This window comes from Streptomyces sp. NPDC005576, from assembly GCF_042871745.1.
GTDB lineage: Bacteria > Actinomycetota > Actinomycetes > Streptomycetales > Streptomycetaceae > Streptomyces.
This window is the reverse complement of the sequence record NZ_JBIAJC010000001.1, coordinates 271111-295375: the sequence shown is the minus strand read 5'-3', so window position 1 is coordinate 295375 and position 24265 is coordinate 271111. Positions and strand designations below refer to the sequence as shown.

Below are 24265 nucleotides of genomic sequence, written 5' to 3'. Positions count from 1 at the left end.
CCCGGCGGGACGGGCCCGACGGTGGCCGGAGCGAACGGCGGGGACCGGACCGTTCGGCCCAGCAGCACCCGCCGCCCGAAGGGGACGAACGGGATACTCCGGACATGGACGCATCCCCCTCCCGCAGCCTCGCCCGCCGGCTCTCGCTGCCCCTGGCCGCAGGTCTGAGCGCACTCGCCCTGGTGAGCGGCTGCTCCGGCCGGGCCCCCGGCGGCCACGCCTCGGAGCGTGTCTCCCCGGCGGCCTCCGCGTCGGCGGCCCGGCAGGATTCCGCGCCCCACGCCGTGGCGCAGCTGGAGACCGACTACCAGCGGGTGATCCGCGAGGTACTGCCCTCCGTGGTCCAGATCCAGACCGCCGACGGGCTGGGTTCCGGCATCGTCTACGACGACCGCGGCGACATCGTGACCAACGCCCACGTCGTCGGCGACGGGAAGTCCTTCAAGGTCAGCGTCGCCACCGGCGAGAAGGTGCTCGCCGCCTCCCTGGTCGCGACCTACCCGGCGCAGGATCTGGCCGTCATCCGCCTCGACGACGTACCGGACGGACTGCGGGCGGCGAAGTTCGGCGATTCGGAGAAGGTCGAGGTGGGGCAGATCGTGCTGGCGATGGGCTCGCCGCTCGGTCTGTCCAGCAGCGTCACGCAGGGCATCGTCTCGGCGCTCGGCCGGACGGTCAGCGAGTCCGAGTCGGGCGGCGGTACGGGGGCGACCCTCGCCAACATGGTGCAGACCTCGGCGGCGATCAACCCGGGCAACAGCGGGGGCGCGCTGGTCAACCTGAACAGCGAGGTCATCGGCATCCCCACGCTCGCGGCGACCGACCCCGCCCTCGGCAACAGTGCGGCGCCCGGCATCGGCTTCGCGATCCCGGTGTCGACGGTGAAGACCATCGCGGACCAGATCATCGAGAAGGGCAAGGTCACCGACTCCGGGCGGGCCGCGCTCGACGTCACCGGCCGCACGGTCGTCGACGACGACTACCAGCCGGCCGGCGTGGCGCTGGTGAGCGTGGCCCGGGGCGGGGCCGCGTACGACGCGGGGATGCGGGTCGGCGACATCGTCACCCGGCTCGGCTCCACCGAGGTCACCACGATCACCTCGCTCGCGGAGGCGCTCGCCTCCGAGCAGCCCGGGGACGAGGCCGAGGTGACGTACACCCGCGGCGGGGCCACGCGGACGGCCCGGGTCACGCTCGGCGAGATCTGACACACCGGCGGACACGGGAACGGCTCCGGCGGCGCGGCTGCGGCGTCGGGGCTACGGCAACGGCCACGAGCGCGCACGGGAACGAAAGCGGGAGCGGGCGGTCCGGGACACTCCGCTCCCGCCCGCTCCCGCCCGCTCCCGCCCGATCAGACGGTCTCGGCCTGCGGGCCGCCGGGTTCCGCCGCGGCTCCGGTGCCGGAGGACTCGGGCTCGGGCTCGGGTGCGGGCTCCGGCTCCGGGTCCGGTTCCGCGTGGAGGCTCATCGGGCCGTAGATCTTCGTGGAATCGTCGAAGAGCGTCACCTGGTCCGCCCCGCCGTCCAGGAGTTCCTTCCAGAACTCGCCGATCCAGGACTCCGCGTCACCCTGTGTGGTGAATTCCTCCGGCTGCAGCGCCGGCTCCGTCTCCGTACCGTCGGACTTCTCGAACCGCCACGTCCACGCCATGTCAGCCTCCTGGGTCCTGTTGCTGCCCCGAGCCTAGGGCCTCCACCCGCGATCCTGCCGCGATCGTCCCGAAGATTGCCGTCGGGGGGCCGGGAACCCGCCACCGCCCGCCCCCTCGTGCGCGCCGGGCGGTCCTCCGGGGCCCGTGGCGCGTCGCCAGGGCGTGGCCGGGCGCGCACGCCCGGCGCGCACGCGGGAGGATCACCGTGTGGAACTGACTCTCCTCGGCACCGGAGCCCCCGGCGGGCTGCCCCGGCCCGACTGCCCCTGCGCCGTGTGCGCGACCGCCCGCGGCGGGTCCGCGCGAGCCACGACGGCCCTTCTGGTCGACGACGCCGTGCTGCTCGACCTCACCCCGGGCGCGGCGCTCGCCGCCGCCCGGGCGGGCCACTCGCTGGCCGGTGTCCGCCAGGTGCTGCTGACCCGCCCGCAGAACGGGCCCGCGGTCGAGCTGCCTCCCGGGCTCCCCCGGGCCGGCCGGGTGCCGGACGGGCAGGTGCTGACACTGATCAGCGGGCACCGGGTGCGGGCCGTGCCGATGGACGCGCCGGGCACGGGGTACGAAGTCACCTCCCCCGCCGGCGCACGGCTGCTCTACCTGCCGCAGGGCGCCGCTCCTGCCGGGCTCACCGAGCCGTTCCCGGAGCCGTACGACCTGGTGGTCGGCGACGTGGTGGGGCGGCCCGACGCGCTGGCGCGGCTGCGGGCGGTGGGCGCGGTCGGGCCGGCCACCGAGGTCATCGCCGTCCATCTGGACCACGACGCCCCGCCCGGGGCCGAGCTGGACCGCCGGCTCGCGGCGGCCGGGGCCCGGACGGTGCCCGACGGGACGACGCTGGTGACCGGGGAGTACCGCCCCCTTCCCGAGGTGCCCCGCCGCACCCTGGTGACCGGGGGCGCCCGGTCGGGGAAGTCGGTGGAGGCGGAACTGCGGCTGGAGACCTTCCCCGACGTGGTGTACGTGGCGACGGGCGGGCGGCGGGACGGGGACACCGAGTGGGCGGCGCGGATCGGGCTGCACCGGGAGCGCCGGCCGGCCGCCTGGCGCACCGCGGAGACCTGCGAGGTGGCGGGACTGCTGCAGGCGGACGGGCCGCCACTGCTGATCGACTGCCTCTCGCTGTGGCTGACCGATGCGATGGACCGGGTGGGGGCCTGGGACGACGGCCGGTGGGCGGAGGGCGGCGAGAAGGCGCTGCGGGCGCGGGTCGCGGAGCTGGTCGCCGCCGTCCGGGAGACCTCGCGGACCGTGGTGGCGGTGACGAACGAGGTGGGTTCGGGCGTGGTCCCGGCGACGGCCGCGGGACGGCGGTTCCGGGACGAGCTGGGGCGGCTGAACGCGGCGTTCGCGGCGGAGTGCGAGACGGTGCTGCTGGTCGTCGCGGGCCTGCCGCTGGTGCTGCGCGGCTGAGGGCATCGGGCGGGACCCCGGGCGGGGGTCCCGGGCGGGGCCGGAGCCCCGCCCGGGACCTGCGTCAGTACCGCGTCGGGCCCGCGCCGGAACCGTGCCGGACCTGCTTCAGCCGGCTCAGCACGGCATCCGCCATGGACTGCTCGCCCTTGGCGTTCGGGTGGGCGGGGGCCGCGGGCGAGGCCGGCACGAGCGGCTCGATCCAGCGGTCCCCGGGAGCCTTGCACATGTCGTGCCCGACGGTGGGTCCGTAAGTGTCGACGTACTCGGCGTGATTGCGGACGGCGACCTGGCGGAGCATCGTGTTGAGCCGCTTCTCGGTGTCCCGCAGGTAGGGGAAGTCCCCGGCCGCGAAGGGCACCGCGGGAAAGCAGCCGCTGCCGTTGTCGGGCAGCAGATCGGGGTAGCCGACGACCAGCACCCGGGCGTGCGGTGACCGCGCGTGCACGGCCCGCAGCACGCGGGCGATCTTCGGGGCGGTCTCCGCGACGGCGACGCTCAGCCGGTCCGTCCCGGAGGAGGTGTAGTGGCTCCGGCACGGATCGCCCGCCGGATCCTGGACGCCCAGACCGGCGCAGGTGGCGATGATCGAACCAAAACCGACGTCGTTGCCGCCGATCTGGAGCGTGACGAGATCGGTGTCGCGCTCCAGCGCCTCCAGCTGCGGGGCGTTGGCGCCCTGCGCCGTCCACATCTGCTCGGTCGTCGCCCCGCCGCAGCTCACGTCCTCGAACGCGGACGCCTTCTTCCGATCGGCAACCAGTGAGGGGTAGTTGAGGCCGGAGCGGGCGCAGCCGACGTCGGTCTGCGGGGGGATGGCCGGCCCGGAGGTGTACGAGTCCCCGAGCGCGACGTACCGCGGGCCGTGCGCCCCACCGTGCCCGCTGCCACCGTGCCGCCAGCCGCCCCCGTGGCCGGCTCCCGTGCCGTGTGCCGCGGCGGGTGTCACCGAGGCCATGAGCAACGCGCAGCTCCCGAGCGCGGCCCCCACCGCCATCCGCCGTGCCCGGCGCCGCGCCACCGCGCCGGCTCCCGCACCCTCAAGTCCGTTGCCCGTCATGCCTGTTCCTCCCCGTAGACCTGGATGCCACCACGCGAAGCCAACACCCGGACTTGGGCGCCGCACGACACGACGGAGCTTGTATACCGCCCGGTAGCTCCACGCGGCCAGAGGTGTGCGGCGGCAATCTCTCCCGGCCACCGGGAGCCCGCACGGCCCGACGGGCGCGCCGCCCGCCCCCGTCGGCCCCTCGCCCGCGGTGCCGTGCCGTCCTCCGGGCCGGTCGGGGGAAGGGTGTGCCGGGATACTGTCCGGATACTGTTCCGAGGAGCCCGCCCGCGGGCTCCGGCCCCCGATGCGACGACCCGCGAGGCAGACCTCCGTGAACCTGGACGACTTCTCCGACCTGATCGAGCGCCCCGACGGCGGTGTGCGGCGCGACGCCGAGGACCGCCGGGGGCGGCTGATCGTCCCGCCCGGCGCGCTCGGCCGGCTCGACGAACTGGGCGAGTGGCTGTCCGCCGCACAGCAGTCGGTGCCGGTGCGGCCCGTGGACCAGCCGCGCGTGGTGCTCTTCGCCGGTGACCACAAGGTCGCCGAACTGGGCGTCTCCGGGCGCGCCGCGGGGAGCGCGTACGAACTGGTCCGCGCCACCCTGGACGGGGCGAGCCCGCTGGCCGTGCTGGCCCGGAGTTTCTCGGTGCCGGTACGGATCGTCGACGCCGGTCTGGACTGCGACCCGGAGCTGCTGCCGGAGTCCGTCGTGCGGAGCCGGGTACGGCGCGGGACCGGGCGGATCGACGTCGAGGACGCCCTGACCGCCGACGAGGCGGCCGAGGCCGTACGGCTGGGCATCCGGATCGCGGACGAGGAGGCCGACTCCGGTACCGACCTGGTGGTGCTGGGCGACATCAGCGTGGGCGGGACGACGGCGGCGGCCACCCTGATCGCCGCGCTGTGCGGCACCGACGCCTCGGTGGTGACCGGCCGCGGCGGTGCGGGGATCGACGACCTGGCGTGGATGCGCAAGTGCGCGGCGGTCCGGGACTCGCTGCGCCGGGCCCGTCCGGTCCTCGGGGACCAGGTGGAGTTGCTGGCGGCGGTCGGTGGCGCGGATCTCGCCGCGATGACCGGCTTCCTCCTCCAGTGCGCGGTGCGCCGCCTCCCGGTGGTCCTGGACGGTGTGGTCTCGGCGGCCTGCGCGCTGGTGGCGCAGCGGGCCGCGTTCCGGGCGCCGGACTGGTGGCTGGCCGGGCACGCGAGCGGTGAACCGGCGCAGGCGAAGGCCCTGGACCGGATGGCGTTGACGCCGCTGCTCGACCACGGGGTCACGGTCGGCGAGGGGACGGGCGCGCTGCTGGCCCTCCCGCTGGTGCGGGCCGCCGCCGCGTTCGCCGCCGAACTCCCGGAGCGGGAGCCGGAGAAGCTCGCCGAGGAGCCGGCCGGGGCGCCCGACGACGAGCGGGACGACGAGCGGGACGGGATCGTGGCGGACCCGGCCGTCTGAGGCACCGCGGTCCTCCGAGGCGCCCCGGTCGTCCGAGGCACCTGGTTGTCCGAAGCACCTGGTCGTCCGAGGCCCTGCGTACGGGTCGGGGTCAGGGTTTGGGGCCGGGCAGCGGTACCCGGTCCGGGGCTCCGCCGATCAGGTCCTGGAACTTGCGGCGGGGACCGGCCCAGCGGACGTCGTGGTGGTAGGCGCGCAGCACCGCACGGGCGCGGGCCCGGTGGCGGCGGCCGTAGAACCGCTTGGCCCACGGTGAGCCGGGGCGGGCCAGCCGGAGGGCGCCGATCACCGCCACGAAGGGGACGAGGGCACCGACGACCGCCATCCGCGCCTTGCCCTTGAAGAGCGTGACCAGGACGAAGAGGAAGTTGACGACCATCGTCAGGACGAGGCCGAGCCGGCCGTTCTCCTGCTCGTCCGTCAGTTCGTCCACCCCGAGGGGCGAGAAGCCCGCGAGGACCAGCAGCACGAGCGAGGTCGTCAGCACGACCATCTCCACGCTCTGGCGTCCCTGTTCCGTCCAGTAGACGTCGTCCAGGTGCAGGATCAGCGCGAACTCGTCCAGCACCAGGCCCGCCCCGATTCCGAAGATCACCGCGAAGACCATCGCGGTGGCGCTGTGCTGGCCGCTGGCGACCGCGCCGAAGCCGCCGAGGACGGAGAGCACCACCCCTGGGACGACGTGGTGGACGTGGACCCCGCCGGGGGTGATGTTGCGGAACGGCCCCTTCCCCGCCCGGATCATGCGGGTGATGGTGCGGGTGATGGCGAAGGTCAGCACGAACGCGGCCAGCGCGAGGAGCAGCGGCAGTTTTCCGGGCTCGGTGATGTTGGTGTGCCACCAGTGACCCATGCCACCCTCTCCCGATCGATCACCCTTGTGCGTATTCGTCACATCTTGACCGAATGGCAGGGGTTGTGCACGGACTAACGTGCTCGCGGTGACCTCCCTGAACAGCCACGGCCTCCGTTTCGCCTTCGGCACCCTCACCGTGCTGCCCGTCCGCGTCACCCGCTGGGACCGGGACGCCGCCCGTGCGGGCATGCTCTGCGCCCCCCTCGCCGGGCTCGTGGTGGGGGTGCTCGCGGCCGGCCTCGGTTCGGTGGCGCTGCTGCTCGGCTCGGGCCCGCTGCTCGCGGCCGTCGCCTCCGCCGCCGTACCGGCCGTGCTCACCCGGGGCCTGCATCTGGACGGCCTCGCGGACACGGCGGACGGGCTCGGCAGTGGCAAGCCGGCCGAGGACGCGCTGCGGATCATGAAGCAGTCGGACATCGGGCCGTTCGGCGTGATCACCCTGCTCTTCGTTCTGCTGGCCCAGGTGGCCGCCGGTTACCAGCTCTACGGGCACGGCTGGGCCGAGGGCGCCGCGGGCACGGTGGTGGCCGCCGTCACCGCCCGTCTGGCGCTGACCCTGGCCTCACGCCGGGGCGTACCGGCGGCCCGTCCGGAGGGGCTGGGCGCGGTGGTGGCCGGCACGGTTCCGGTGCCGGGGGCGGTCTCGGTCGCGGTGGTGGCGGTCACGGTCTGCGCGGCGGCCGGCTGGACCGGGGCGGGCGGGGGCTGGACCGACGGGGGCCGGGCGGGCGGGACGGCGCACCACGCGCTCGCCGCGCTGCTCGCGCTCGGGGCGGCAGAGGTCCTGCTGCGGCACTGCGTGAGGCGGTTCGGCGGGGTGACCGGGGACGTGTTCGGCGCGGTGGAGGAGACGGCGGCGACGGCCGCCCTGGTGGTGCTGGCGCTCGGCTGACGCGGCGTCGCCGGCGCTCAGGTGCGCGCCCGGGCCCGACACGGGGGCGGCCGGCGCTCAGGTGCGCGCCGGGCCCGTCGTCGCGCAGCTCTTGCGCCAGGCACCGAGTTCGTACTTCTTCTCCAGCGAGCTGAGCCGGAGTGCGCGCGAGCGGGCGCAGAAGGCGGCGGCCGGCAGTTCGTACTCGACATGGAAGACGGCTTTGTCCGCCTCGACGAACGGGACCAGTTCGTCGCACTCCTCGTACTGCGCGCACTGCTCGTTCACCGCGAAGTCGAAGTCCGGTTCGAGCGCGGGGATCTGGTCGAGGTCGTTCTTGAGGCCGACCGCCAGGCCGTGGCGGTGGGCGACGCGGGCGATCAGCCGGTTGTACGCCAACTGGTCCGCGGCGGTGAGCGGGAAGCCGGTGTCGTTGCGGTAGCCGTCCATGTTGTCCGGTTCCACGGCGTCGAAGCCCTTCTTGGCGCACATCGCGATCCGGTTCTCCATCAGGGGTTCCAGGACGTCGGTGCGCCGGACGTCGAGCCAGCGCTCGCCCTCCCAGCCGTTGCCCTTGCCCAGCACGGAGGCGGGAAAGGCGTCGGCGTCCGGCCGGAAGTCCTCGTGGGCGCCGGTGGAGAGGTAGCAGATGACCTTGCTGCCCCGGTCGTGCAGACCGGCGACGGCGGCGGCGCCGTGGTCGAAGCCGTCGATGTCGTACACCGGGACGTCCACGGTGGCGTCGAGCCGCCCGGAGAGCTGCCACTGCCAGTCCAGACCGGGGCGGGGCTGCCAGCGCCCGGCCGGCGATGAGGCGGTGGACGTCGGGGCGGCCGCGCCGGAGCGGCCGTCAGGGGCTTGACGGGACGCTCCCGAGGTGCAGCCGGAGAGCAGCAGCGACACCATCAGGAAGGTGACCGCCACCGGCAGCCCATGCCTCGTCCCGAACACCGTTCCCCGACCCCGTTCCCGTACCCGCCGCACGCACTCCGGTGCGCCCCTTGCCCTGCTCCCGCGTCAACGAGCCTATGCGACCTCTACGTTCGCCCCGCGCACCGCCTCGACCGGTCCGGACGCCTTCCGGCGGTGAGCACCGCCGTGATCCGGCGGGAAGAGCGCGCGTAGGCTCGTTCCCTGGGCATTGCGGACGCGTCTACGATGCGCCGGGCACGGTCGGCCCACCCCTCGACCGATCCACGTACTCAACGGAAGCGAGAATTCACCACCGTGACTGCTCTCACTCTCAGCACCGCAGGTGCGGCGACGCTGCGCGCCGACGCACTCGTCGTCGGCCTCGCCAAGGGCTCCAAGGGACCGGTGCTCGCACCGGGCGCCGAGGCCGTGGACAAGGCCTTCGGCGGGAAGCTCGCCGCCGTCCTGGAGACCCTGGGTGCCACCGGTGCCGAGGGCGAACTCACCAAGGTTCCCGCGGTCGGCGGCCTCAAGGCTCCCGTCGTCGTCGCGGTCGGCCTGGGCACCGCCCCGGACTCGGCCGACGCCTACGACTCCGAGATCCTGCGCCGCGCCGCCGGTGTCGCCGCCCGCGCGCTGATCGGCTCGAAGAAGGCCGGCTTCGCCTTGCCGTCGACGACGGTCGAGGACGCCGGCGCCGTCGCCGAGGGCGCCCTGCTCGGCGCGTACGCCTTCACCGCCTACCAGGGCGGCGAGAACAAGCTCGCCCCCGCGGCGGCCAAGGCCAACGGTCCGAAGCTGCCGCTCGCCGAGGTCGTCCTGCTCGGTGCCAAGCCGCGCGACAAGGCCTTCAAGGCCGTCGCCGACCGCGCCGTCGCCGTGGCCGAGGAGATCAACCGCGCCCGCGACCTGATCAACACCCCGCCGAACGACCTCTACCCCGAGTCCTTCGCCGCCGTGGCCACCGCCGCCGGCAAGGAGCACGGGATCAAGGTCCAGGTGCTCGACGAGAAGGCCCTGGTCAAGGGCGGCTACGGCGGTCTGATCGGCGTCGGCCAGGGCGCCACCCACGGCCCGCGCCTGGTGAAGCTCGCCTACACGCACCCGAAGGCGGAGAAGACCCTGGCCCTGGTGGGCAAGGGCATCACCTACGACTCGGGCGGCATCTCGCTCAAGCCGGCGGGACACAACGAGACGATGAAGTGCGACATGAGCGGCGCCGCCGCCGTGTTCGCCACCGTCGTCGCCGCGGCCCGTCTCGGCCTGCGCGTCAACGTCACCGGCTGGCTGGCGCTCGCGGAGAACATGCCGTCGGGCAACGCCACCCGCCCGGGTGACGTGCTGCACATGTACAGCGGCAAGACCGTCGAGGTCCTCAACACGGACGCCGAGGGCCGGCTCGTCCTCGCCGACGCGTTGACCCGCGCCTCCGAGGAGGCCCCCGACGCGATCGTCGACGTGGCGACCCTGACCGGCGCCATGATGGTGGCGCTCGGCAACCGCACCTTCGGCATCATGGCCAACGACGACGCCTTCCGCACGTCGATCCACGAGATCGCCGAAGAGGTCGGTGAGGCGTCCTGGCCGATGCCGCTCCCCGCGGACCTGCGCAAGGGCATGGACTCCTCGACCGCCGACATCGCCAACATGGGCGAGCGGATGGGCGGCGGCCTGGTGGCCGGTCTGTTCCTGAAGGAGTTCGTCGGCGAGGGCATCGCCTGGGCGCACCTGGACATCGCGGGCCCGGCTTTCCACGAGGGCGCTCCGTACGGATACACCCCCAAGGGCGGCACCGGCTCCTCGGTGCGCACCCTGGTCCGGCTCGCGGAGCGCACCGCCGCCGGCGACCTGGGCTGACCACCCGCCGGTCCGTTGTGACCAAAGTCGTACAGCCCCGGGCGGATGTCCGGGGCTGTACGCATTGCGTGCGCCGTTCGAACCGGGGCAGGCTCCGGCCGTCGGGGTTTCGCTCTGGACGAACTCGGCCGAATCCACGCGTTTCTGCACGGATGCGGCCCCTGGCGGAACCCCGGGAGTCCGGTCCGGATCGGGCCCCGCGTCCCGTCGGCGGTCAACAAGTGCGAAGATGGGTTCTCGGCAGGACAGGGCCCCCACCACAGGGCCGAACGACTCAGCGGCCGAACACCAGCCGACCGGCCGGTCACACCCCACGGGGCCCGGCGTACGGCGCACATGCATGGAGGACGTGACGTGGCGAACGACGCCAGCACCGTTTTCGACCTAGTGATCCTCGGCGGTGGCAGTGGCGGTTACGCCGCGGCCCTGCGCGGAGCGCAGCTGGGCCTGGACGTCGCTCTGATCGAGAAGGGCAAGGTCGGCGGTACCTGCCTGCACAACGGCTGCATCCCGACCAAGGCACTGCTGCACGCCGGCGAGATCGCCGACCAGGCACGCGAGGCCGAGCAGTTCGGTGTCAAGGCCACCTTCGAGGGCATCGACATCGAGGCGGTCCACAAGTACAAGGACGAAGTGATCTCGGGCCTGTACAAGGGCCTGCAGGGTCTCATCGCCTCCCGCAAGGTGCACTACATCGAGGGTGAGGGCCGCCTGTCGTCCCCGACCTCGGTGGACGTGAACGGCGAGCGCGTCCAGGGCCGTCACGTCGTGCTGGCGACCGGCTCCGTGCCGCGCTCGCTGCCGGGCCTGGAGATCGACGGCAACCGCATCATCTCCTCGGACCACGCGCTGAAGCTGGACCGTGTCCCGAAGTCGGCCATCGTGCTCGGCGGCGGCGTCATCGGCGTCGAGTTCGCCTCGGCGTGGAAGTCCTTCGGCACCGACGTGACCATCGTCGAAGGCATGAAGCACCTGGTCCCGGTCGAGGACGAGAACAGCTCGAAGCTTCTGGAGCGCGCGTTCCGCAAGCGCGGCATCAAGTTCAACCTCGGCACCTTCTTCGACAAGGCCGAGTACACGCAGGACGGCGTCCGCGTGACCCTCGCCGACGGCAAGACCTTCGAGGCCGAGGTGCTGCTGGTCGCGATCGGCCGCGGCCCGGTGTCGCAGGGTCTCGGTTACGAGGAGGCCGGGGTCGCGATGGACCGCGGCTACGTCCTCGTCGACGAGTACATGCAGACCAACGTGCCCACGATCTCGGCCGTGGGCGACCTCGCGCCGACCCTCCAGCTGGCGCACGTCGGCTTCGCCGAGGGCATCCTCGTCGCGGAGCGGCTGGCCGGACTGAAGGTCGTCCCGATCGACTACGACGGCGTGCCGAAGGTGACGTACTGCCACCCCGAGGTCGCCTCCGTCGGCATCTCCGAGGCGAAGGCCAAGGAGATCTACGGTGCGGACAAGGTCGTCGCCCTCAAGTACAACCTGGCGGGCAACGGCAAGAGCAAGATCCTGAAGACCGCGGGCGAGATCAAGCTCGTCCAGGTCAAGGACGGTGCCGTGGTCGGCGTCCACATGGTCGGCGACCGCATGGGCGAGCAGGTCGGCGAAGCACAGCTGATCTACAACTGGGAGGCGCTGCCGGCCGAGGTCGCGCAGCTCATCCACGCCCACCCGACCCAGAACGAGGCCATGGGCGAGGCCCACCTCGCACTGGCCGGCAAGCCGCTCCACTCCCACGACTGATCCAGTCCCGGGCGACGACCGACCACTTCCGCAATTCGTAAGGAGCAACCGAAACCATGTCGGTTTCCGTAACCCTTCCGGCGCTCGGCGAGAGCGTCACCGAGGGCACTGTCACCCGCTGGCTGAAGGCCGAGGGCGAGCGCGTCGAGGCTGACGAGCCGTTGCTGGAGGTCTCGACCGACAAGGTCGACACCGAGATCCCGGCCCCCGTCTCCGGCATCCTGGCCTCCATCAAGGTCGCCGAGGACGAGTCCGTCGAGGTCGGCGCCGAGCTGGCCATCATCGACGACGGCTCCGGCGCCCCCGCGCCCGCCGCCGCCCCGGCGGAGGCCGCGGCTCCGGCCGCCGAGCCCGCCACCGAGGCCCCCACCGCCCCGTCGACCGAGACCGAGGCTCCCGCCCCGGCCCCGACCGCCGAGGACACCGCCGGCGCCTCCTCCGCCGAGGGCACCGACGTCACCCTTCCGGCGCTCGGCGAGAGCGTCACCGAGGGCACCGTCACCCGCTGGCTGAAGGAGGTCGGCGAGGAGGTCACGGAGGACGAGCCCCTGCTCGAGGTCTCCACGGACAAGGTCGACACCGAGATCCCGGCCCCGGTCTCCGGCGTGCTGCTGGAGATCGTCGTCGCCGAGGACGAGACCGCCGAGGTCGGCGCGAAGCTCGCCGTCATCGGTGCCAAGGGTGCCGCCCCGGCCGCCGCCCCGGCGCCCGCCGCCGCTGCTCCGGCTCCGGCTCCGGCAGCTGCCCCGGCTCCGGCTCCGGCTGCTCCCGCCCCGGCTCCGGCCGCCGCCCCGGCCCCCGCGCCCGCCGCTCCGGCTCCGGCAGCTGCCCCGGCTCCGGTGGCGCCCGCCGCTCCGGCTCCGGCCGCCGCTCCGGCCGCTGCCCCGGCCCCGGCTCCGGTCGCCGCTCCGGCTCCGGTCACCCCCGCCGCGACCTCCGGTGACGACGGCGCGTACGTCACGCCGCTGGTCCGCAAGCTGGCTTCGGAGAACAGCGTCGACCTGGGCGCGGTGAAGGGCACCGGCGTCGGTGGCCGTATCCGCAAGCAGGACGTCATCGCCGCCGCGGAGGCCGCCAAGGCCGCCGCCGCTCCGGCCCCCGCCGCCGCCGCTCCGGCCGCCGCCAAGGCGCCGAAGCTGGAGGCGTCGCCGCTGCGCGGTCAGACCGTCAAGATGACCCGCATGCGCAAGGTCATCGGCGAGAACATGATGAAGGCGCTGCACTCGCAGGCCCAGCTGACCTCGGTCGTCGAGGTCGACATCACCAAGCTGATGAAGCTGCGCAACCAGGCGAAGGACGCGTTCGCCGCCCGTGAGGGCGTCAAGCTCTCCCCGATGCCGTTCTTCGTGAAGGCGGCGGCCCAGGCGCTGAAGGCCCACCCGGTCATCAACGCCCGGATCAACGAGGGCGAAGGCACCATCACGTACTTCGACTCGGAGAACATCGGCATCGCCGTCGACGCCGAGAAGGGTCTGATGACCCCGGTCATCAAGGGCGCGGGCGACCTGAACATCGCCGGCATCTCGAAGAAGACCGCCGAGCTGGCCGGCAAGGCCCGCGGTGGCGGCCTCACTCCGGACGACATGTCGGGTGCCACCTTCACCATCAGCAACACCGGTTCGCGCGGTGCGCTCTTCGACACCGTCATCGTGCCGCCGAACCAGGCCGCCATCCTGGGCATCGGTGCCACGGTGAAGCGTCCGGCCGTCATCGAGACCGCCGAGGGAACCGTCATCGGCATCCGTGACATGACGTACCTCTCGCTCTCCTACGACCACCGTCTGGTGGACGGCGCGGACGCCGCCCGTTACCTGACCGCGGTCAAGGCGATCCTGGAGGCCGGTGAGTTCGAGGTCGAGCTCGGCCTCTGAACGATCCTGCTGTAACGAGCCTCACCAGCGGCGCCCCCGTCCGGACCACCTCCCGGACGGGGGCGCCGCCGTATTGTCTAGTCACCACGGCGCTCGGCGGCCGTGGCCGGTCGCAGTCGGCACCGGTTCGCCCGAAGGAGCACCTCATGACCCCGCCCGTCGTCCACTCGCTGCGCGAACAGATCCGCGAGCACATCGTGGACGGGATCGTCAGCGGGCGCTGGAAGCCGGGCGAGCGGATCGTGGAGCGGCGGATCGCCACGGAGCTGGAGGTCAGCCAGACGCCGGTGCGCGAGGCGCTGCGCGAACTGGAGACGCTGCGGCTGATCGAGTCGGCGCCGAACAAGGGCGTCCGGGTCCGCAATCTCACCGCCGCGGACCTGGAGGAGAGCTACCCCGTGCGCGCGGGTCTGGAGCAGATCGCGGCGGAGCTGGCGGCCCCCGCCCTCGGCGGCGACTGCTCGGCCCTCCAGCCGCACGTGACGGCCCTCTACGAGGCCGACCGGACCGCCGACGGGGAGGCGCAGGTGCGGCACACCGTCGGCTTCCACCGGGAGCTGGTGCGGGCGGCCGGCAACGCCGTGCTGCTGCACACCTGGGAAGGGCTGGGCATCGAGGTGTTCACGGCCCTGTCGATCCGGTGGCTGGGCACGGTGCAGAAGTCCTACGCGGAGGAGCACGAGGCGCTCATCGACGCGTTCACCCGACAGGATCCGCAGATCGGCCCGCTGGTCAAGGCGCACGTGCTGGGCTGCGCGCCGCGCGCCTGAGGACCGCTCGCGCGGAGTTCGGGTACCGCTCGCCCCGGTGCGCGGCGGACGACCCGGACTTGGTCTTTCGCATGCATACATGACCGCTAGGTTTCACATCTGTCACTTTCATCGCTCTTTCGAGCGCACAGTGACCCTTTTTCCCCGATTTGTTCCGTCACTCCGTGCCCCATTTGGCGGCACCCCATGCCATTTTCTTCATATCGAGAAGTTTTTCCCTTCAACCCTTTGATCGATCATCGATCAGGGATTTACAGTTCTCCGCGGGCCCACCGGCCCGTCGCCCTGTCCTGCCAGCCAGGGATTTCTCCACCCCCTCCCACTCCGGAAGGCGGCGATCATGACCGACCCCGTAGGAAAGCGTCCGAGCGAACTCGACCAGTTCCCGGACCGCGACCCCGAAGAGACCGCCGAATGGGCGGCCTCTCTGGACGCCGTGACCAAGGCCGCGGGGCCGCATCGCGCCGCGTACCTGATGAGGCGTTCGCTCGAACACGCCGAAGGCGCCGGTCTCGCGCTGCCCAAGCTGCTGGAGACCGACTACGTCAACTCCATCCCGACCGCCGCCGAGCCCGAGTTCGACGGCGACCTGGAGATGGAATCCCGCATCACCGCGTGGAACCGCTGGAACGCGGCGGCCATGGTGACCCGCGGGGCGAAGCACGGCGTCGGCGGCCACATCGCCACGTTCGCCTCGGCGGCCTGGCTCTACGAGACGGGCTTCAACCACTTCTTCCGCGGCAAGGAGGGGGACGGCTCCGGTGACCAGCTCTACATCCAGGGTCACGCCTCCCCCGGCATCTACGCCCGCGCCTTCCTCGACGGCCGGCTGAGCGAGCAGCAGCTCGACCACTTCCGTCAGGAGGCCGGCGGCGAGGGCCTGCCGTCCTACCCGCACCCGCGGCGACTGCCCTGGCTGTGGGAGTTCCCCACCGTGTCGATGGGCCTCGGCCCGCTGTCGGCCATCTACCAGGCGCGTTTCAACCGCTACCTGGCCAACCGCAACATCAAGGACACGTCGAACAGCCACGTCTGGGCCTTCCTGGGCGACGGCGAGATGGACGAGCCCGAGTCGACGGCCGCCCTGGCGCTCGCCGCCCGTGAGGGTCTCGACAACCTGACCTTCGTCATCAACTGCAACCTGCAGCGCCTCGACGGCCCGGTCCGCGCGAACTTCCGCGTGGTCCAGGAGCTGGAAGGCGCCTTCCGCGGGGCCGGCTGGAACGTCGTCAAGACGCTCTGGGGCAACGCGTGGGACGAGCTGTTCCAGCTCGACACCACCGGTGCGCTCGTCCGCCGCCTCCGCGAGGTCCCGGACGCGCAGTTCCAGACGTACGCCACCCGTGACGTCGCGTACATCCGCGAGCACTTCTTCGGCGCCGAGCCCGCCCTCGTCGAACTGGCGAAGCTGCTCACCGACGCGAAGATCGCCGAATGTTTCTACACTTCGCGCGGCGGCCACGAGGCCCGCAAGGTCTACGCGGCGTACAAGGCGGCCCTGGAGCACAAGGGCGGCCCGACCGTGATCCTCGCCCAGACGGTGAAGGGCTTCACGCTCGGCAAGGGCTTCGAGTCCAAGAACGCCAACCACCAGATGAAGAAGCTGTCCCTGGACGAGTTCAAGGACATGCGCGAGCTGCTCGGCCTCCCGATCCCGGACAGCGCCTTCGAGAGCGGTGTGGTGCCCTACGGTCACCCCGGCGCCGACTCCCCCGAGGTCCGCTACCTCCAGGAGCGCCGCGCGGCCCTCGGCGGCCCCGCCCCCGCCCGCCGGGTGCATGCCGCGGCCCTGCCGCAGCCCGGCGAGCGCGCGTTCGCCGCGCTGAAGAAGGGTTCCGGCAAGCAGGAAATGGCCACCACCATGGCCTTCGTCCGGCTCGCCAAGGACCTGATGCGGGAGAAGGAGACCGGCAAGCGCTGGGTCCCGATCGTCCCCGACGAGGCCCGTACCTTCGGTATGGAGTCGCTTTTCCCGTCGGCCGGCATCTACTCGCCGCTGGGCCAGACGTACGAGCCGGTCGACCGCGACCAGCTGATGTACTACAAGGAAGCCAAGGACGGCCAGATCCTCAACGAGGGGATCACCGAGGCCGGCTCGATGGCGGACTTCATCGCCGCGTCCACGTCGTACGCGACGCACGGCGAGACGATGATCCCGTTCTACATCTTCTACTCGATGTTCGGCTGGCAGCGGACCGGCGACCAGATGTGGCAGCTCGCCGACCAGCTCGGCAAGGGCTTCATCGTCGGCGCCACCGCGGGCCGCACGACCCTGACGGGTGAGGGCCTCCAGCACGCGGACGGCCACTCGCACCTGATCGCGGCCACGAACCCGGCGTCGCTCAACTACGACCCGGCCTTCGCGTACGAGATCGCGGTGATCGTCAAGGAGGGTCTGCGCCGGATGTACGGCGAGCCCGTCGTCGGCGAGGACTCCAACGTCTTCTACTACCTGACGGTCTACAACGAGCCGAAGCCCCAGCCCGCGATGCCGGAAGGCGTCGAGGAGGGCATCATCAAGGGCCTCTACCGCTTCAAGGAGGGCACGCCGGCCGGCGCCGACACGCCGCGCCTGCAGCTGCTGGCCTCCGGTACCGCCATCCACTGGGCCCTGGAGGCCCAGGAGCTGCTGGCCGCCGACTGGGGCGTCACCGCCGACGTCTGGTCCGCCACCTCGTGGGGCGAGCTGCGCCGCGACGCGCTGGACGCCGACGCCGCGCTGCTGCGGGGCGAGGAGCGGGTCCCGTACGTGACGCAGGCGCTGGCCGGTGCCCCCGGCCCGGTGCTCGCGGTCAGCGACTGGATGCGGCAGGTGCCCGACCAGATCAGCCAGTGGGTGGAGCAGGACTGGTCCTCGCTCGGTACGGACGGCTTCGGCCTCTCCGACACCCGTGACGCGGCCCGCCGCCACTTCGGTGTCGACGCGCAGTCGGTCGTCGTCGCGGCCCTGGCCCAGCTCGTCAAGCGTGGCGAGATCCCGGCCTCCGCGGTCAAGGAGGCCCGGGAGCGTTACGGACTCTGATCCGTGACCCTCGCGCCCGGTCCCTGACACCCGGCCCCGAACGCCGTGGCCCCTCCGGAACACCGGAGGGGCCACGGCGTTCTCCGTGTGATCCGTGCGGGGCTCCCTCGGCGAGAATGGGCACATGCGCGCCGCCCGACTGATCACCATGGTGCTGCTCCTCCAGTCCCGGCCCGGGATGACCGCCGCCGAGCTGGCGGCGGAGCTGGAGGTGTCGGAGCGGACCGTCGTCCGGGACGCGGCCGCGCTCGGCGAGGCGGGCGTACCGGTGTACGCGGAGCGTGGCCGGACCGGCGGGTACCACCTCGTCGACGGCTACCGCACCCGCCTCACCGGTCTCGCCCGGGGCGAGGCCGAGGCGCTCTTCCTCTCCGGACTGCCCACCGCGCTGCGGGACCTGGGTCTCGGGGACGCCGCGTCCGCCGCCCGGCTCAAGGTGGCCGCGGCCCTGACGCCGTCGCTGCGGGACACCCCGGACACCGTGGCCCGGCGCTTCCACCTGGACGCCCCGGGCTGGTTCCAGGACCCGGTGGCCCCGGCGCTGCTGCCCGTCGTGGCGGCGGCCGTCCGCGACGACCGCACGGTCCGGGCCCGCTACCGCCGGGGCGACGCCGAGGCGGACCGGTCGCTGCTGCCGTACGGGCTCGTGCTGAAGGCGGGCGTCTGGTACCTCTGCGCGCGGGTCGCGGACCCCGCAGCCCCCGCGGAGCCCACCGGGGGCGCGCCGGACGGCTTCCGGGTGTACCGGGTCGACCGGTTCGTCCGGGTCGAGCCGGACGGCGGGCGGTTCGAGCGGGACACGGGGTTCGACCTGGCCGGGTTCTGGGCCGAGCGGTCCGCGCGGTTCGCCCGCTCCCCTGCTCCGTACCGAGGTGACCGTACGGGTCTCCGGGGCGGGCGCGCGGCGGCTGCCGCATCTGGTGGACCGGGGTGCCGCCGAGGAGGCGCTGACCGCCGCCGGACCGCCGGACGGCGACGGATGGCGCACGGTCACCCTGCCGGTGGAGTCGCCCGAGGTGGCGTACGAGCAGCTGCTGGCGCTGGGCGCGGAGGCGGAGGTGCTGGCGCCGGCCGCACTGCGTGCCCGTTTCCGGGACGCCGCGGCGCGGATGCACGGCCGCTACCGGTAGGTGCCCGGCGGATCAGGGCCGGGCAGGGCGCGGCGGCCGGACCGGGCCGGTGGGCGGACCCGGGGCGCCCAACAGACGGAAGCCCGGCGGCTCCGCGTGCGTCGGGCACCGCCGGGGCCGATGCTGTACCCGTGATGGACGAGACGGAGTTCTGGGAGCTCATCGACAGCACTCGCGAGGCCGCCGACGGCGACCCCGAGGACCACGCCGAGCTGCTCGTGGAGCGGCTGGTGGGGCTCGATCCCGAGTCCGTGCTCGACTTCGCCCGGCACTTCGAGGCCCGCTACCACCGCGCGTACCGGTGGGACCTGTGGGGCGCCGCCGCCCTGCTGCTCGGCGGCGCGAGCGAAGACGCCTTCGACTACTTCCGGTGCTGGTTGATCGGCCAGGGCCGGGAGGTGTTCGAGGGCGCGCTGCAGGACCCCGACGAGCTCGCCGAACTCCTGGACGACTTCGACGAGGAGGTCGACGGGGACGGCGAGGAACTGGGCTACGCCGCCGACGAGGCGTACGAACAGCTCACCGGGGTCGTCTCGCCGGACCTGGGACTGCCCCCGCAGGCCCGCGAACCGGCCGGTGTGCCCTTCTCTTTCGAGAACGACGAGGTGCTCGCGGCCCGCTTGCCCGCGTTGTGGGAGCGGTTCGGCGGAGGCTGAGGTGCACGGGGCGGGGGCCTCAGAGTGCGCGCCCCATCAGCACGTCGTCGACGTACCCGCCGTTCAGGAAGAACTCCCCGGGCAGCACGCCCTCCACGGCGAAGCCCTCGGCGGCGTAGAGCGCGCGGGCCGGTGTGTTGTGGCCGAGGACGCGCAGGGTGATCCGGTTGGCTCCCTGGCGCCGCGCCTCGGTGCACGCGGCCCGCAGCAGCGCCCGCGCGATGCCGAGGCCACGCGCCGGGGCGGCGACGGCGAGGCCCTGGATCTGGCGGACGTGCTGGTTGCACGCGAGCGGGGTGGGCGCGACCAGGCGGATGTACCCGGCGAGGCGCGGCGCCCCCGCGATGTCCTCTCCCGTGTGCACGCCGTCCGGCACATCGGCCCGCACATCGGCCCGCATTCCGGTCCGCGCGCCGTCCGGCACCGTCTCGGCGACGAGGAAGTCGCGGGGCACGTGGCGCTCGTCGAAGAACGGCGGGTAGGGCGGCTGCGGGCGGGGCTGCACGGCGTGCAGGGTGGACCAGGTCTCCCGGTCGAGAGCAGCGAGCGCGGTCCCGTCGGAGGGGAGCGCCGGGCGTATCGAGTGGAGGCGGAGCTCGGACATGGGCGCCACTGTGCCATGCCGGTCACCGGGGTGATCCATGGGGCAGGATGGGCCCATGGATCACTCCCGTATCGCCGTCACCGGATCGACCGGACTCATCGGAGCGGAGCTGGTGCGCTCGCTGCGGGCGGACGGGCACGAGGTGTGCCGGCTGGTGCGCCGGCCCGCCAAGGCGGGTGACGAGGTCGAATGGGATCCGCACCGGGGATATGTCGACGTATCCGGGCTGGTCGGCTGTGACGCGGTCGTGCACATGGCGGGTGCCGGGGTCGGCGACCACCGGTGGACCGAGGCGTACAAGAAGGAGATCCGGGACAGCCGGGTGCTGGGCACCTCCGCGATCGCGGAGGCCCTCGCCTCCCTGGACAGCCCGCCGAAGGTCCTGGTCTCGGGTTCCGCGATCGGCTACTACGGCGACACCGGTGACCGGCCGGTCGACGAGGGTGCCCCGCCCGGCGAGGGGTTCCTGCCCTCGGTGTGCGAGGAGTGGGAGGCCGCTGCGGCACCCGCCGAGGAGGCCGGCATCCGGACCGTCCACGCGCGCACCGGGCTGGTCGTCGCCTCGGGCGGTGGCGCCTGGGGCAAGCTCTTCCCGCTCTTCAAGGCCGGGCTGGGCGGCCGGCTCGGCAACGGCCGCCAGTACTGGAGCTTCATCGCGCTCCACGACCACGTCGCCGCTCTGCGCCATCTGCTCGACACGGACACCCTCTCCGGGCCGGTGAACCTCACCGCGCCCGATCCGGTCACCAACGCCGAGGTGACGGCGGCGATGGGGCGGGTGCTGCACCGGCCCACCCTGTTCACGGCTCCGGCCCCGGCGCTCCGCCTCGCGCTGGGCGACTTCGCCGAGGACGTGCTGGGCAGCCAGCGGGTGATCCCGCGCAAGCTGCTCGACTCGGGCTTCGCCTTCGCCTTCCCCGACATCGACAGCGCGGTCCGCGCGGCCCTGGGCTGAGCGGCCCTCCGTCCTCCCGGCGGTGTGGTCGGACGCGGCCCGAGGGGGCGTGTGCGACCCCGTGCACCGGTGTCCGCTTACGGGCCACTGTCCAGGTATCGGCCATCCTCCTAGCCTCTTTGGCGAACTCGGGCATTCCGGGAGGCAGTCGGGGGCATGAGCCTCCCACCGCTCGCACGACTCGGGGAGGGCATGTGCTTAAGCCGGCACACCACGCGGACGTGGTCATCATCGGAGCCGGCACCGCCGGCCTGTCAGCCGCCCACCTTCTCGTACGGGCGGGGGTGAGCGTCAGCGTCCTGGAGGCAACACCGCGCATCGGCGGCAGGCTGGCCACGGACGAGGTGGACGGGTTCCGGCTCGACCGTCTCGGCCCGCTCCTCAGCAGCGTGCCGGAGGAACTCGGGGACATACCGGGGCTGGCGAGCCTCATGCTCCGGGAGTTCGATCCGGCCGTCGTGGTCCACAACGCCGGGCGTCACTATCGCGCCGGTGGCATACGAAGCACCAGGGGCGCGTTCAGGCCGGTACGCGCCCGGTCGGGCGCCCCCGTCGGCGTCGACCGCGCCGCCGCCTCCGGCCGGGGCGGGGCGGTGGGCGAGGCCCTGGACCGGGCCCGGCTCGGCGCTTCGCTGGCGCGGCTCGCCTCCACCTCCACGGCCCGCATCATGGCCAAGCCCGACCGGGCGGCGGAGGCGGCGCTCGCGGCGCGCGGACTGCCGGTCCGTACCGTCGACGGCTTCCTGCGCCCACTGCTCGCCGCCCTCCTCAGCGATCCGGAGCTGCGGGTGTCGAGCCGGGTCGCGGAGCTGGTCCTGCGCGACTGGGCGCGGGGTCGACTCCGGGTGCCGGAGGGGGGGTCGGCGGCGCTGCCGGAGCTGCTGGCGTCCACCCTGCCGCCGGACACCGTGCGGACGAACGTCCAGGTGATGGCCGCCGACACCACCTCCGTGCGCACCAAGGAGCACGGCGAACTGAGCTGCCGGGCGCTGCTGGTGGCGACCGGCGCGGGGGCCGCCGCCGAGCTGCTGCCCGGGTTGCGGGTGCCCGGCTTCCATCCGGTGACGGTGCTTCACCACACCGCTCCCTCCGCTCCCCGGACGGGCGCCTCGCTGGTGCTGGAGGCGGGCGGGGCGGGGCCGGTCGCGTACTCGGCGGTGATGAGCGAGATCGATCCCACCCGCGCGCCGCAGGGCCGCGCGCTCATCACCTCCGCGGTGCTCGGCACCCCGCCGCCCGGACTGGACCGGGCGGTACGCGGCCATCTGGCGGCGCTCTACGGGACGCCCACGGACGACTGGGAGCTGCTGGCCACCCACCACACCTCCGAGGCGGTCCCGGTGATGACCCCGCCGCACGATCCGAGCCGCCCGGTGCGGGTGCTCGCCGGGCTGTACGTGTGCGGCGACCACCGGGACACCAGCACCTTGCGGGGCGCCCTGCACTCGGGGCGGCGCGCGGCGGAGGCGATCCTGGCCGACCTCGGGACGGGCCCGGGGTACGTGCCGGAGCCGGGGGCGACGCTCTCGGGGGCCGCCTGACGGGGGGGCGGCCCGAGAGCGCGCGCGTTCCCGGTCCCTGCGGGGGCTGCGGCGGGCGCGGGTCGCGGCCGTCAGCCGAGGGCCGCGACCTGCTCGCGGTACCCGCGCACCGCCGCCGCGTCGCGGTAGGGCTCCAGCTTGCGCTCGAACTCGCGTACGTACTCCGTCGCCCGGACCGACCGCATCTCCCGGGCCTGCTGGGCCGCCTCGGCGCCCAGCAGGCAGGCCTGGTCGAGCTCGCCGAGACCGAGCCGGGCCGAGGCGAGGACGACCCGGCAGAAGAGCCTGCTCCGGGCGTACACGGGCGCCCGCTGCTGCAGCGAGCGCTCGGCGTGCAGGGCGGCGGCCCGGTACTGCTGGAGGTCCCGGTGGCAGTGTGCCATCTCGTCGGCGAGCTGGGCCTCGTCGAAGGGGCGGGCCCAGTGCGGCGCCTCGTCGCCGGGGCGCGCGGCCTCCAGGGCGCGCTCCGCGCGCGCCAAGGAGACGGCGCACGCCCGCGCGTCCCCGAGCACGCCGTGCCCGCGGGCCTCGACCGCGTGCAGCAGCGCCTGGACGGCCGGGGGCGCGGCGGCACCCACCCCCTGCTGGGCCACCCGGGCGAGCTGGACCGCCTCGCGGCCGTGGCCGAGGTAGACCGCCTGCCGGCTCATCGTGATCAGCACGTAGCTGCCGTAGGCGCGGTCCCCGGCGGCCTGGGCGAGGCGCAGGGCCTGGACGAAGTACCGCTGGGCCAGCCCGTGCGCGGCGATGTCGTACGACGTCCACCCGGCCAGCCGGGTCAGGTCGGCCGCCGCCGCGAAGAGCCGGCGGCCGGTCGTCTCGGTGTAGCTGCCCCGGAGCATGGGCTCCGTCTCGTGTTCCAGGTAGCGGACCAGGGCCTGACGGGCGTGACCGCCGCCGTAGGCGTGGTCGAGCGAGCGGAAGAGTTCGCCGACCGAGCGGAGCGCCGCCACGTCGCCGTTGCCGACGCGCTGGCCGGGACCGCGCTCGGTCTGCCGCTGGCGGGGCACCGCGGGGCGCGGCGTTCCTGGTGGGACCGCGCCCGCGTTCTTGGCCGCGGGGCCGCCCGGCGCGTGGCCGGGGGCGGGCACGGGGGCGGCGGCTCGGCCGGGGGCGGGGGTGGGTTCGGGTGTGGGCGCGGAGCGCTGGCCACCGATCCACGCGCCCGGGGCTCCGGGGCCCGTCGTGCCGGGACCCGTCGTGCCGGGACCCGGGGCGGGTGCCGGGAGGTCGCCCCGGGAGACGGATTCGTCGGCCTGGCCGATCAGCCAGTCCCGGCTCGGCACCACGAGCCCGGCCGGGGTGAAGGCGATCTTGCGCAGGTCCGCCTGGTTGCCCGAGTCCTTGCGCCAGAGTCCGCTGACGATGTCGACGGCCTCGGCCGGGGTCGCCGCGAACTCCAGGCCCGCGTAGACGGGCGCGCACGCATCGAGCCCGAGGTCCTGGGCGGTGAGCCGGCGTCCGAGGCGCCGGGTGAAGACCTCGGCGATCAGGGCGGGGGTCGTCCCGCGGGGTTGCTGGCCGCGCAGCCAGCGGGTCACCGAGGTCTTGTCGTACCGCAGGTCGAGGCCATGCTCCAGTCCCAGCTGGTCCACCCGTCGGGCCAGGCCCGCGTGGGAGAAGCCGGCCTCCGCGATGAGTGCGGCGAGTCTGCGGTTCGGGGGGTGCGGGGTGCGCTGCGGGGGTCGTTCCGACATCTGCGGTGCGGTCTCCTGCCTTGCCTGGGCCGGGCGTGGCAGCCCTTGGGGAACGGCGTGAATTTAGCTGCCTGGGAAGCGGCCCCGGCGGCGTTCGCTCCATGTTCATCCGATCGTGTGAGGAGTGGTGATCACGCTGACGGAAGGGCCTGCCGGACCACCCGGGCCCGGACGGTCGTACAGTGATTCGGGCACGATCAGTGCACGG

At 73.4% G+C, this 24265-nt stretch carries 17 protein-coding genes and 2 pseudogenes; 13 read left to right on the top strand and 6 right to left on the bottom strand.

The genetic code is table 11. From position 1 onward, the window contains the following. Positions 1–104: 104 nt before the first annotated feature. A complete protein-coding gene (locus ACFYPN_RS01315) occupies positions 105–1208 on the top strand; it encodes a S1C family serine protease (protein ID WP_389296392.1) in 1104 nt (367 codons plus the stop codon). A gap of 245 nt (positions 1209–1453) precedes the next feature. Here ACFYPN_RS01315 and ACFYPN_RS01310 read toward each other — a convergent pair. Further along, positions 1454–1654, bottom strand: a pseudogene (locus ACFYPN_RS01310) (hypothetical protein); the annotation flags it as partial. 208 nt (positions 1655–1862) lie between these two features. Between ACFYPN_RS01310 and ACFYPN_RS01305 the strand changes: the two are divergent. Beyond that, complete coding sequence (locus tag ACFYPN_RS01305; RefSeq protein ID WP_389296391.1) at positions 1863–3065, top strand: bifunctional adenosylcobinamide kinase/adenosylcobinamide-phosphate guanylyltransferase; 1203 nt, start codon at positions 1863–1865, stop codon at positions 3063–3065. A 64-nt stretch (positions 3066–3129) separates the two neighbouring features. Here the strand turns inward: ACFYPN_RS01305 and ACFYPN_RS01300 are convergent, their stop codons facing one another. Next, positions 3130–4125: an SGNH/GDSL hydrolase family protein gene (locus ACFYPN_RS01300; protein ID WP_389296390.1), complete on the bottom strand. Its 996-nt coding sequence runs from the start codon at positions 4123–4125 to the stop codon at positions 3130–3132. A gap of 322 nt (positions 4126–4447) precedes the next feature. On the opposite strand from ACFYPN_RS01300, the gene cobT reads away from it, so the two are divergent. Continuing rightward, positions 4448–5572: a nicotinate-nucleotide--dimethylbenzimidazole phosphoribosyltransferase gene (cobT, locus tag ACFYPN_RS01295; RefSeq protein ID WP_389296389.1), complete on the top strand. Its 1125-nt coding sequence runs from the start codon at positions 4448–4450 to the stop codon at positions 5570–5572. A gap of 91 nt (positions 5573–5663) precedes the next feature. Here cobT and ACFYPN_RS01290 read toward each other — a convergent pair whose 3' ends face one another. After that, positions 5664–6425, bottom strand: coding sequence for a hypothetical protein (locus ACFYPN_RS01290; RefSeq protein WP_389296388.1), 762 nt, complete (start codon positions 6423–6425; stop codon positions 5664–5666). 88 nt (positions 6426–6513) lie between these two features. Here ACFYPN_RS01290 and ACFYPN_RS01285 point away from each other — a divergent pair, with 88 nt between their 5' ends. Continuing rightward, positions 6514–7320 (top strand): adenosylcobinamide-GDP ribazoletransferase, encoded by an 807-nt coding sequence (locus ACFYPN_RS01285; RefSeq protein WP_358757994.1) that lies wholly within the window; start codon positions 6514–6516, stop codon positions 7318–7320. 57 nt (positions 7321–7377) lie between these two features. On the opposite strand, the gene ACFYPN_RS01280 is transcribed toward ACFYPN_RS01285, so the two are convergent. Then, entirely contained in the window at positions 7378–8205 is an 828-nt protein-coding gene (locus tag ACFYPN_RS01280) for an endo alpha-1,4 polygalactosaminidase (RefSeq protein ID WP_389296577.1), read from the bottom strand. Between the two features lie 321 nt (positions 8206–8526). Between ACFYPN_RS01280 and ACFYPN_RS01275 the strand changes: the two genes are divergently transcribed. The 7 genes and pseudogenes from ACFYPN_RS01275 (at position 8527) to ACFYPN_RS01245 (ending at position 19260) form a co-directional block, all read left to right on the top strand. Next, positions 8527–10068: a leucyl aminopeptidase gene (locus ACFYPN_RS01275; RefSeq protein WP_358757992.1), complete on the top strand. Its 1542-nt coding sequence runs from the start codon at positions 8527–8529 to the stop codon at positions 10066–10068. Between the two features lie 354 nt (positions 10069–10422). Beyond that, positions 10423–11811: a dihydrolipoyl dehydrogenase gene (gene lpdA, locus ACFYPN_RS01270; protein WP_389296387.1), complete on the top strand. Its 1389-nt coding sequence runs from the start codon at positions 10423–10425 to the stop codon at positions 11809–11811. 56 nt (positions 11812–11867) lie between these two features. Next, positions 11868–13682, top strand: coding sequence for a 2-oxoglutarate dehydrogenase, E2 component, dihydrolipoamide succinyltransferase (sucB, locus tag ACFYPN_RS01265; RefSeq protein ID WP_389296386.1), 1815 nt, complete (start codon positions 11868–11870; stop codon positions 13680–13682). A gap of 146 nt (positions 13683–13828) precedes the next feature. Continuing rightward, a complete protein-coding gene (locus ACFYPN_RS01260) occupies positions 13829–14452 on the top strand; it encodes a GntR family transcriptional regulator (protein WP_358757987.1) in 624 nt (207 codons plus the stop codon). 340 nt (positions 14453–14792) lie between these two features. Next, complete coding sequence (gene aceE, locus ACFYPN_RS01255) at positions 14793–17474, top strand: pyruvate dehydrogenase (acetyl-transferring), homodimeric type (RefSeq protein ID WP_389296385.1); 2682 nt, start codon at positions 14793–14795, stop codon at positions 17472–17474. A 124-nt stretch (positions 17475–17598) separates the two neighbouring features. Then, a pseudogene (locus tag ACFYPN_RS01250) lies at positions 17599–18604 on the top strand (helix-turn-helix transcriptional regulator). Between the two features lie 134 nt (positions 18605–18738). Continuing rightward, on the top strand, positions 18739–19260 hold the full coding sequence (locus ACFYPN_RS01245; protein WP_389296576.1) for a DUF4240 domain-containing protein: 522 nt from the start codon (positions 18739–18741) through the stop codon (positions 19258–19260). A 19-nt stretch (positions 19261–19279) separates the two neighbouring features. Here the strand turns inward: ACFYPN_RS01245 and ACFYPN_RS01240 are convergent, their stop codons facing one another. Continuing rightward, a complete protein-coding gene (locus ACFYPN_RS01240; RefSeq protein WP_358757981.1) occupies positions 19280–19864 on the bottom strand; it encodes a GNAT family N-acetyltransferase in 585 nt (194 codons plus the stop codon). Between the two features lie 55 nt (positions 19865–19919). Here ACFYPN_RS01240 and ACFYPN_RS01235 point away from each other — a divergent pair, with 55 nt between their 5' ends. Both ACFYPN_RS01235 and ACFYPN_RS01230 read left to right on the top strand, forming a co-directional pair. Then, complete coding sequence (locus ACFYPN_RS01235; RefSeq protein WP_358757979.1) at positions 19920–20819, top strand: TIGR01777 family oxidoreductase; 900 nt, start codon at positions 19920–19922, stop codon at positions 20817–20819. Between the two features lie 194 nt (positions 20820–21013). After that, complete coding sequence (locus ACFYPN_RS01230; protein ID WP_358757977.1) at positions 21014–22360, top strand: NAD(P)/FAD-dependent oxidoreductase; 1347 nt, start codon at positions 21014–21016, stop codon at positions 22358–22360. A 71-nt stretch (positions 22361–22431) separates the two neighbouring features. On the opposite strand, the gene ACFYPN_RS01225 is transcribed toward ACFYPN_RS01230, so the two are convergent. Continuing rightward, complete coding sequence (locus tag ACFYPN_RS01225) at positions 22432–24057, bottom strand: regulator (RefSeq protein ID WP_389296384.1); 1626 nt, start codon at positions 24055–24057, stop codon at positions 22432–22434. Between the last annotated feature and the right edge of the window lie 208 nt (positions 24058–24265).